This is a genomic window from Pseudomonas sp. LB3P31 (genome assembly GCF_054897945.1).
The window spans coordinates 3,277,562-3,285,000 of sequence record NZ_CM142710.1 but is presented as its reverse complement, the minus strand read 5'-3'; the positions used below and the strand labels follow the sequence as shown (position 1 = coordinate 3,285,000).

Here is a 7,439-nt window from a genome sequence, read left to right as displayed (position 1 = left end):
GGGCGATCTATCCATGGGCAGGTTGAAGGTTGGGTAACACTAACTGGAGGACCGAACCGACTACCGTTGAAAAGTTAGCGGATGACCTGTGGATCGGAGTGAAAGGCTAATCAAGCTCGGAGATAGCTGGTTCTCCTCGAAAGCTATTTAGGTAGCGCCTCATGTATCACTGTAGGGGGTAGAGCACTGTTTCGGCTAGGGGGTCATCCCGACTTACCAAACCGATGCAAACTCCGAATACCTACAAGTGCCGAGCATGGGAGACACACGGCGGGTGCTAACGTCCGTCGTGAAAAGGGAAACAACCCAGACCGTCAGCTAAGGTCCCAAAGTTATGGTTAAGTGGGAAACGATGTGGGAAGGCTTAGACAGCTAGGAGGTTGGCTTAGAAGCAGCCACCCTTTAAAGAAAGCGTAATAGCTCACTAGTCGAGTCGGCCTGCGCGGAAGATGTAACGGGGCTCAAACCATACACCGAAGCTACGGGTATCACTTAGGTGATGCGGTAGAGGAGCGTTCTGTAAGCCTGTGAAGGTGAGTTGAGAAGCTTGCTGGAGGTATCAGAAGTGCGAATGCTGACATGAGTAACGACAATGGGTGTGAAAAACACCCACGCCGAAAGACCAAGGTTTCCTGCGCAACGTTAATCGACGCAGGGTTAGTCGGTCCCTAAGGCGAGGCTGAAAAGCGTAGTCGATGGAAAACAGGTTAATATTCCTGTACTTCTGGTTATTGCGATGGAGGGACGGAGAAGGCTAGGCCAGCTTGGCGTTGGTTGTCCAAGTTTAAGGTGGTAGGCTGGACTCTTAGGTAAATCCGGGAGTCTAAGGCCGAGAGCTGATGACGAGTGTTCTTTTAGAACACGAAGTGGTTGATGCCATGCTTCCAAGAAAAGCTTCTAAGCTTCAGGTAACCAGGAACCGTACCCCAAACCGACACAGGTGGTTGGGTAGAGAATACCAAGGCGCTTGAGAGAACTCGGGTGAAGGAACTAGGCAAAATGGCACCGTAACTTCGGGAGAAGGTGCGCCGGTGAGGGTGAAGGACTTGCTCCGTAAGCTCATGCCGGTCGAAGATACCAGGCCGCTGCGACTGTTTATTAAAAACACAGCACTCTGCAAACACGAAAGTGGACGTATAGGGTGTGACGCCTGCCCGGTGCCGGAAGGTTAATTGATGGGGTTAGCTAACGCGAAGCTCTTGATCGAAGCCCCGGTAAACGGCGGCCGTAACTATAACGGTCCTAAGGTAGCGAAATTCCTTGTCGGGTAAGTTCCGACCTGCACGAATGGCGTAACGATGGCGGCGCTGTCTCCACCCGAGACTCAGTGAAATTGAAATCGCTGTGAAGATGCAGTGTATCCGCGGCTAGACGGAAAGACCCCGTGAACCTTTACTATAGCTTTGCACTGGACTTTGAATTTGCTTGTGTAGGATAGGTGGGAGGCTTTGAAGCGTGGACGCCAGTTCGCGTGGAGCCAACCTTGAAATACCACCCTGGCAACTTTGAGGTTCTAACTCAGGTCCGTTATCCGGATCGAGGACAGTGTATGGTGGGTAGTTTGACTGGGGCGGTCTCCTCCTAAAGAGTAACGGAGGAGTACGAAGGTGCGCTCAGACCGGTCGGAAATCGGTCGTAGAGTATAAAGGCAAAAGCGCGCTTGACTGCGAGACAGACACGTCGAGCAGGTACGAAAGTAGGTCTTAGTGATCCGGTGGTTCTGTATGGAAGGGCCATCGCTCAACGGATAAAAGGTACTCCGGGGATAACAGGCTGATACCGCCCAAGAGTTCATATCGACGGCGGTGTTTGGCACCTCGATGTCGGCTCATCACATCCTGGGGCTGAAGCCGGTCCCAAGGGTATGGCTGTTCGCCATTTAAAGTGGTACGCGAGCTGGGTTTAGAACGTCGTGAGACAGTTCGGTCCCTATCTGCCGTGGACGTTTGAGATTTGAGAGGGGCTGCTCCTAGTACGAGAGGACCGGAGTGGACGAACCTCTGGTGTTCCGGTTGTCACGCCAGTGGCATTGCCGGGTAGCTATGTTCGGAATAGATAACCGCTGAAAGCATCTAAGCGGGAAACTAGCCTCAAGATGAGATCTCACTGGGACCTTGAGTCCCCTGAAGGGCCGTCGAAGACTACGACGTTGATAGGTTGGGTGTGTAAGCGCTGTGAGGCGTTGAGCTAACCAATACTAATTGCCCGTGAGGCTTGACCATATAACACCCAAGCAATTTGCTTGCTCTAACGAGCACCAGATTGCGGTGTGTGAAGACGCAATGAACCGAAAGTTCGATGCTCACAAACACCGAAAACTATCACATACCCACTTTGCTGAAGCGCGGCCAGCTGGCCACGATTCGGTACCCGAATTTCTTGACGACCATAGAGCATTGGAACCACCTGATCCCATCCCGAACTCAGCAGTGAAACGATGCATCGCCGATGGTAGTGTGGGGTTTCCCCATGTGAGAGTAGGTCATCGTCAAGATTAAATTCCGAAACCCCTATCTGCGTATGCAGGTAGGGGTTTTGTTTTTGTAGAAGTCACCAATTTTCACCTGCACGTTACTGCTGTAACGGGCTGGTCACAGAATTTCTTGACGACCATAGAGCATTGGAACCACCTGATCCCATCCCGAACTCAGCAGTGAAACGATGCATCGCCGATGGTAGTGTGGGGTTTCCCCATGTGAGAGTAGGTCATCGTCAAGATTGAATTCCAGAACCCCTGTCTGCTAACGCAGACAGGGGTTTTGTCGTTCTGCACACTGGGAAATACAATCCCGATCAGGCCCGACGCTGCAGGGTCACCCACCACTGCGTTCGATAGTGCAACTGGACAGGAAGAGTCTGCGCGAGGCTGGCCAGCAGCTCGTCAGTGTCATCAAGGCGGAAAGCCCCGGTCAGCTGCAGGTCGGCGATATCCGCTGAGCAACTCAGATGGCCAAGCCGGTAGCGACCCACTTCAGCCAGGAAGTCTGCGAGACGCATACTGCGCGCAGCGATCAACCCATCTACCCAGGCACCGGGCTCCAGGGCAGACGGCGACGCAAGGATCGACTGTCGGTGACCGACCAGATAACTTTGCCCCGGATGCACCTGAACGGGCACTCCAGAGCCGGCTGCAGGTGAATGAATAATCACTCTGCCGGCAGTTACGCTGAGGCGGGTGCCGTTGGACTGCTGAAGAAGGACATATCGAGCATCCACTCCCTCGAATAATCCATGACTACTTTGCACTCTCAGTGGACGATCGAATGAGGCCGCTTGATCTATACCACCGCAGGTCACGAGAATTTCGCCCCGGGTCAGTTTGATCAGCCGCTGGTGAGGGGTGTATTCCAGATCCGCCGAACTGGCGGTATTGAGTTCGAGTCGAGTGCCATCGGGTAGCTGGAACCCACGACGTTCGCCAGTTGAGGTGGCAAAGTCGGCGTTCCACTGATCCCAGTGGAGCATGTCGCTGCTCAGCCACGCTGCCGATCCCATCACTAGGAGCCCTGAAAGCATCTTCAGCGCTGTGCGGCGGCCGACTCCCGATTCACGTACCCCCAAGGTGCTTAATGCATCCTGAACGGCCGTTATAGCGTGCGGCTGGTTGCTCAGCTCGGCATGCAGGGATTTAACCTGTTGCCAGGCCAATTCGTGTTCCTGGCGCTCTGCACGCCACAGGTCGCATTGTTGATGCAGACGGCGATTGCCAGCGTTATTGCGCAAGCGCAGCAGCCAGTGAAGAGCCTGTCTGACGACATGTTGATCAGGCACCTGTACTGCCAACGTGTGTGAAGACATGATGCGAATGCCCGGACGTAACAATGATAATTAGTCGCATTGTCTTCCACCGGTCGCCGATTTTGCAACTGACTGAAGCCTTTACTGAGAACGGTTCGTGCCCGGTGCCTCAGGTGTACCGAGGTAGCGCGTGATCACCTCCACCGCACGGTTAAGGTGTTGTTCGAGCAAGCGCACGGAGCCTTCGACATCCCGGTCTTCCACGGCACGCAACAGCGCCCGGTGGTCCTCCTGGGACAGTTCACCGAGGTTCATCGCTTCCAGGTTGAACCGCAGGAAGCGTTCCTCCTCGTTAAGACCATCTTCGACCAGTCGTAATAGTCGACGATTTGGGGCCTTGCTGTAGAGCGCCATGTGAAACAGGCGGTTCAGGCGACCGATCTCGGTGTAGTCGCGTTCCGTCTCAAGGTCATCAATGTGGCGGGCCGCCAACTCAATGTCATCGGCGGTGAGCAGTGGAATCGACAGGCGAAGCGCTTCTGACTCAAGCAGAATCCGCAGTGCGTAGGTTTCCACGGCATCGCCCTGCACCAGCGGCGCGACGACTGCGCCTTTATGCGCGATGACGCTCAACAGCGACTGGGCTTCGAGTTGCCGCAACGCTTCGCGAACAGGCATGCGACTAACCCCGAAGAAGTCCGCCAGGTCTTGCTGACGCAACGCGCTTCCGCACGGGATGCGACCGTCGAGGATTGCCGAGCGCAAGGTTTCTTCAATCACTGCGCGGGCCATGTGCGCTGGGATTGGCGCATTGATCTTGATACTGCTTAAAGGGTTGGGCTTTTGTGTCACAACGCACCCTGAATAAGTGTGAATGTCTGATTGGATCCAAATTGACACTAGTGACTACCTGCCTGATTGTCAAACCAGCGATCTCCCTGAAAGCTTAGCGCGCCTTCAGTGATCTCACCGTGCCATTGTTTTTTGCCGGGCTAACCTGCACCATCAACCGAATTCCACCTGCCTGATCTGGATGCCTCGCATTGGCGGTACGTTTCGCGATCCCTCGGACTTTGCGCTGGCTGTCATGCGCCCTGCTGCTGGCTGGCGTCATGCTGGGCGGGCTGCATGCCGATTGGGATTTTTCGCTGATCAGTCGCCGTGCCCAGGCATTGTACGGGCCATTGGGTGAAGGACAGCAACGCATCGACGCCTGGCAGCATATATTGGCCACGCAGAAGCAGCTGCCAGAAGTGGAGCAGCTCAATCTGGTCAATCAATTTTTCAACCGGCAAGTGCGTTACGTGGAGGACATCGACCTGTGGCACGAGGTCGATTATTGGGAAACGCCCATCCAGGCATTATGGAAAGGTGCCGGGGATTGCGAAGACTACGCCATCGCCAAGTACTTCAGCCTGCGCCACCTCGGCGTTTCCAGTGACAAACTGCGCATCACCTACGTCAAGGCCCTGCGCCAGAATCGCGCGCATATGGTATTGACCTATTACTCAAGCCCCGAGGCAATGCCACTGGTGCTCGACAGTTTGATCGACGCAATCAAGCCCGCCAGTCAACGAACCGACCTGTTGCCGGTCTACTCTTTTAATGCGGAAGGGTTGTACCTGCCGGGCAGCAAAGGCAACAAGAAAGTCAGTGACACCAAACGCCTGTCCCGCTGGCAGGATGTGCTGAAGAAAATGCAGGCCGAAGGTTTCCCGGTCGAGACGACTAACTAGGAGCGCGCGCTCAGATGTCTTTGTTTAAACAGCTTTTGATCGCTATCTGTCTGTTCCTGGTGGTCGCTTTCACTGGCAGCTTCATGGTCAGCCTGGAAAGCTCGCGGACCCAATACGTCAACCAGTTGCGCTCCCACGCCCAGGATGCGGCGACGGCGTTGGCGCTGTCCCTGACGCCGAACATCGACGATCCGGCGATGGTCGAGTTGCTGGTCAGCTCGATCTTCGACAGCGGTTATTACGCCAGCATTCGGGTGATCGACGTGAGCAACGACAAGGTCATCGTCGAACGCAGTGGCATACCTGCGGTGAACAACGTGCCCGACTGGTTCGTCAAATTGATCGGGCTGGAGCCGGCTGGTGGTGATGCCATCGTCAGCCGTGGCTGGGAGCAGGCGGCGCGGATCGAGGTGGTCAGCCACCCGATGTTCGCCTTGGCCAAGCTGTGGCAGAGCGCGCTGGGCAGCCTTGGCTGGTTGCTGCTCTGCGGCGCTGTCAGTGCGGTGCTGGGCGCGCTGTTGCTGCGGCGCCAATTGAAGCCGTTGGACTACATGGTCAAGCAATCCCACGCCATTGCCCGGCGTGAGTTCCTGAGCCTCCCGGACCTGCCGCGCACCCCGGAATTGCGCCGCGTCGTCCAGGCCATGAACCAGATGGTCGAAAAGCTCAAGGCACTGTTCCAAGAGCAGGCCGAGCGCAGTGAAAAACTGCGCATCGAGTCATACCAGGACAACCTGACGGGCCTGGCCAACCGGCGTTATTTCGAGATGCAGCTGAATGCCCGAGTGAGCAACCCGGAGCAGGCCAGCTCGGGTTATCTGCTGTTGCTGCGGGTCAAAGACCTGGCCGGGCTGAACCAGCGTCTCGGCGGTCAGCGTACTGATGAGTTGCTGATAGCGGTTGGCGAGCAGCTGTCCCGTGAGTGCGCCAAGTTCCCGGAAACCTACAACCTGGTCACGCGAATTCGCGGTGGCGAGTTTGCCGTGCTGGCCCCCGGGTTGGTGCGTGAGGAAGCGCTGCAACTGGCGCGCAATCTCGACAGTGCCCTGGCGAGCCTGCATGCCACGGGGGCGACTGATGTGGCCTCGGTGGCTTCGCTCGGGCTGGCGCCGTTTGTCCATGGCGACTCGCCCCAGGCAGTCATCAGCCTGGCGGACCAGGCATTGGCACAAGCAGAAACCCAAGGTGAGCCCACTTGGGCCTGCCTGGATCACAGCGCATCAGCTCGCGTTGGCGATGACCATCATGCCTGGCACAAACTGCTGGATCAGGCGTTGGCGAATCGAGGCCTGCAGTTGTATTTCCAGCCGGTGGTTGCCAGCCAGGACCCGCAGTTGGTGTTGCACTACAAGGTTCTCTCACGCCTGATCGACGACGAAGGCCAGACCATCCCTGCCGGACGCTTCCTGCCCTGGCTCGAGCGTTTTGGCTGGACGGCGCGCCTGGACCGGCTGATGTTGGAGTTGGTGCTCGAGCAAATGGCCGGCCATGAAGAGTCACTGGCGCTGAACCTGTCTTCGGCGACGCTGGCGGACCCGCAGATGCTGAACAAGATCTTCGACATCTTGCGCGCCCATTCCAATCTGGGGCCGCGCCTGACCCTGGAAATTGGTGAGGAACAGATCCCCGAACAGGCCGTGCTCGAGCAGTTGACGACGCGTCTGCGTGAACTGGGTTTTTCTCTCAGCCTGCAACGTTTTGGCGGGCGCTTCAGCATGATCGGCAACCTCGCACGGCTGGGCCTGGCGTATCTGAAGATCGATGGCAGCTATATCCGCGCGATCGATCAGGAGGGTGACAAGCGCCTGTTCATCGAGGCCATCCAGCGGGCAGCACACAGCATCGATCTGCCGCTGATTGCCGAGCGGGTGGAGACTGAAGGGGAGTTGTCGGTGATTCGCGAGATGGGGCTGTATGGGGTGCAGGGGCAGTTGTTTGGCGAGCCCAAGCCTTGGCGTTAACGTT

4 protein-coding genes and 3 rRNA genes (1 of these 7 cut by a window edge) are annotated in these 7,439 nt (G+C 56.6%); 5 read left to right on the top strand and 2 right to left on the bottom strand.

All coding sequences use genetic code 11. The annotated features are described in order from the left end of the window. From ACYZTK_RS14780 to rrf (ACYZTK_RS14770), 3 genes are all read left to right on the top strand, one after another. Positions 1-2,222, top strand: a 23S ribosomal RNA gene (locus tag ACYZTK_RS14780); it begins 670 nt to the left of the window's first position. A gap of 156 nt (positions 2,223-2,378) precedes the next feature. Next, positions 2,379-2,494 (top strand): 5S ribosomal RNA (rrf, locus tag ACYZTK_RS14775). Positions 2,495-2,602: 108 nt separating this feature from the next. Then, positions 2,603-2,718, top strand: a 5S ribosomal RNA gene (gene rrf / locus ACYZTK_RS14770). A gap of 75 nt (positions 2,719-2,793) precedes the next feature. On the opposite strand, the gene ACYZTK_RS14765 is transcribed toward rrf (ACYZTK_RS14770), so the two are convergent. Together ACYZTK_RS14765 and ACYZTK_RS14760 are read right to left on the bottom strand one after the other, a co-directional pair. Further along, positions 2,794-3,798 carry a FecR domain-containing protein gene (locus tag ACYZTK_RS14765; protein WP_462010572.1) on the bottom strand — a complete coding sequence of 335 codons (1,005 nt, stop codon included), beginning with the start codon at positions 3,796-3,798 and terminating at the stop codon, positions 2,794-2,796. Positions 3,799-3,879: 81 nt separating this feature from the next. Beyond that, on the bottom strand, positions 3,880-4,590 hold the full coding sequence (locus tag ACYZTK_RS14760; RefSeq protein ID WP_462010571.1) for a GntR family transcriptional regulator: 711 nt from the start codon (positions 4,588-4,590) through the stop codon (positions 3,880-3,882). A 191-nt stretch (positions 4,591-4,781) separates the two neighbouring features. Between ACYZTK_RS14760 and lapG the strand changes: the two genes are divergently transcribed. Both lapG and lapD read left to right on the top strand, forming a co-directional pair. Next, positions 4,782-5,474: a cysteine protease LapG gene (lapG, locus tag ACYZTK_RS14755; RefSeq protein ID WP_462010570.1), complete on the top strand. Its 693-nt coding sequence runs from the start codon at positions 4,782-4,784 to the stop codon at positions 5,472-5,474. A 14-nt stretch (positions 5,475-5,488) separates the two neighbouring features. Further along, positions 5,489-7,435 (top strand): cyclic di-GMP receptor LapD, encoded by a 1,947-nt coding sequence (gene lapD / locus ACYZTK_RS14750; protein ID WP_462010569.1) that lies wholly within the window; start codon positions 5,489-5,491, stop codon positions 7,433-7,435. The last annotated feature ends 4 nt before the right edge of the window (positions 7,436-7,439 follow it).